Below are 1075 nucleotides of genomic sequence, written 5' to 3'. Positions count from 1 at the left end.
GTGAACGGAGTCGTGGCGTGAAACCGCTGGTCGTGATCGACGTCGTGGGCCTGACGCCGGCGCTGCTCCCGCACATGCCGAACCTCACCCGCCTGGGTCGCCGGGGGTGGCAGGCCGAACTGGGCACCGTGCTGCCCGCCGTGACGTGCAGTGTGCAGTCCACGCTGCTCACCGGGCTCACCCCGGCCCAGCACGGCATCGTCGGCAACGGCTGGTACTTCCGCGACCTCGGCGAGGTCCACCTGTGGCGGCAGCACAACCGACTCGTGCACGGCGAGAAGCTGTGGGAGACCGCCCGCCGCGCCCACCCCGGCTACACCGCCGCGAACATCTGCTGGTGGTACGCCATGGGCGCCTCCACCGACGTCACCGTCACCCCGCGCCCGATCTACCACGCCGACGGCCGCAAATCACCCGACGCCTACGTCCGCCCGCCCGCGCTGCACGACGAGCTGGTCGCCGAACTGGGCGAGTTCCCGCTGTTCCAGTACTGGGGACCCACGGCCGCGCTGCGCTCCAGCGAGTGGATCGTCGGCGCGGCCCGGCACGTGCTCGCCGCGCAACGCCCCGACCTCCTGCTGGTCTACGTGCCGCACCTGGACTACGACCTGCAACGGTTCGGCCCGACCGCGCCACAAGCCGCGCGGGCGGCAGCCGAGGTGGACGCCGCCCTCGCACCGCTGCTCACCGACGCGGAGACGGCCGGCGCCACGGTCGTCGCCCTGTCGGAGTACGGGATTACCGCCGCGCGCCGGCCGGTCGACGTCAACCGCGCGTTGCGCCGGGCCGGGCTGCTGGAGGTCTACACGCAGGCCGGCGGGGAACTGCTCGACCCGTGGACGTCGCGGGCGTTCGCGGTGGCCGACCACCAGATCGCCCACGTCTACGTCGCCGACCCGGCCGACCTCCCCCGCACCAGGGCCGTCCTCGCGGAACTGCCGGGCGTGGACCTCGTGCTGGACCGCGCGGCGCAGGCAGGCGTCGGCCTCGACCACCAACGCTCCGGCGAGCTGATCGCCGTCGCCGAGCCCGACGCCTGGTTCACCTACTACTACTGGCTGCACGACGACCACGC

1 protein-coding gene is annotated in these 1075 nt (G+C 73.1%); it reads left to right on the top strand.

The genetic code is table 11. The features are described from left to right. Positions 1 to 17: 17 nt before the first annotated feature. Positions 18 to 1075, top strand: a 1058-nt coding sequence (locus ACFQ3T_RS36735) for an alkaline phosphatase family protein (protein WP_380730796.1), incomplete at its 3' end; no start/stop codon positions are given.

Source organism: Saccharothrix hoggarensis, assembly GCF_042678885.1.
Lineage (GTDB): Bacteria > Actinomycetota > Actinomycetes > Mycobacteriales > Pseudonocardiaceae > Actinosynnema > Actinosynnema hoggarensis.
Note: the sequence above shows the minus strand (reverse complement) of the source record. Positions and strands in the feature narration are given on the sequence as shown.